The organism is Streptomyces angustmyceticus (genome assembly GCF_040701845.1).
Classification (GTDB): domain Bacteria; phylum Actinomycetota; class Actinomycetes; order Streptomycetales; family Streptomycetaceae; genus Streptomyces; species Streptomyces angustmyceticus_A.
The window spans coordinates 1-1,017 of record NZ_JBFBHQ010000095.1 but is presented as its reverse complement, the minus strand read 5'-3'; the positions used below and the strand labels follow the sequence as shown (position 1 = coordinate 1,017).

Annotated in this window: 1 protein-coding gene; it reads right to left on the bottom strand. The window is 65.9% G+C overall.

All coding sequences use genetic code 11. The features are described 5' to 3' along the window. The coding region (locus AB0411_RS38045; protein ID WP_366421771.1) for an adenosylhomocysteinase at positions 1–1,017 on the bottom strand (1,017 nt) is incomplete at its 5' end.

The window sequence follows — 1,017 nt, the reverse complement described above, 5'->3', positions numbered from 1 at the left end:
TCAGTAGCGGTAGTGGTCGGGCTTGTACGGGCCCTCGACCTGGACGCCGATGTAGGCGGCCTGCTCCGGGCGCAGCTCGGTGAGCTTGACGCCCAGGGCGTCGAGGTGGAGGCGGGCGACCTTCTCGTCGAGGTGCTTGGGCAGCACGTAGACGTCGGTGGGGTACTCCTCGGGCTTGGTGAACAGCTCGATCTGGGCCAGCGTCTGGTCCGCGAACGAGTTGGACATCACGAACGAGGGGTGGCCGGTGGCGTTGCCCAGGTTCAGCAGGCGGCCCTCGGACAGCACGATCAGGACCTTGCCGTCCGGGTGGGTCCAGGTGTGCACCTGCGGCTTGACCTCGTCCTTGACGATGCCCTCGAGGTTCGCCAGACCGGCCATGTCGATCTCGTTGTCGAAGTGACCGATGTTGCCCACGATCGCCTGGTGCTTCATCCGCGCCATGTCCGACGCCATGATGATGTCCTTGTTGCCCGTCGTGGTGACGAAGATGTCCGCGGTCTCGACGACCTCGTCCAACGTGGTCACCTGGTAACCGTCCATCGCCGCCTGCAGCGCACAGATCGGGTCGATCTCGGTGATGATCACACGGGCGCCCTGGCCGCGCAGCGACTCCGCACACCCCTTGCCGACATCGCCGTAACCGCACACCACCGCGGTCTTGCCGCCGATCAGGACATCGGTGGCACGGTTGATGCCGTCGATCAGGGAGTGCCGGCAGCCGTACTTGTTGTCGAACTTCGACTTCGTCACCGCGTCGTTCACGTTGATCGCCGGGAAGAGCAGATCCCCGTCCCGGTGCATCTCGTACAGACGGTGCACGCCGGTGGTGGTCTCCTCCGTCACACCACGGATCTCGGAGGCCAGGTTCGTCCACTTCCGCGGCGACTCGCCCAGCGTCCGGGTCAGCAGCTCCAGGATCGCCCGGTGCTCATCGCTCTCCGCCGTCTCCACCGCGGGCACCTTGCCGGCCTTCTCGTACTCCACGCCCTTGTGCACCAGCAGCGTGGCGTCACC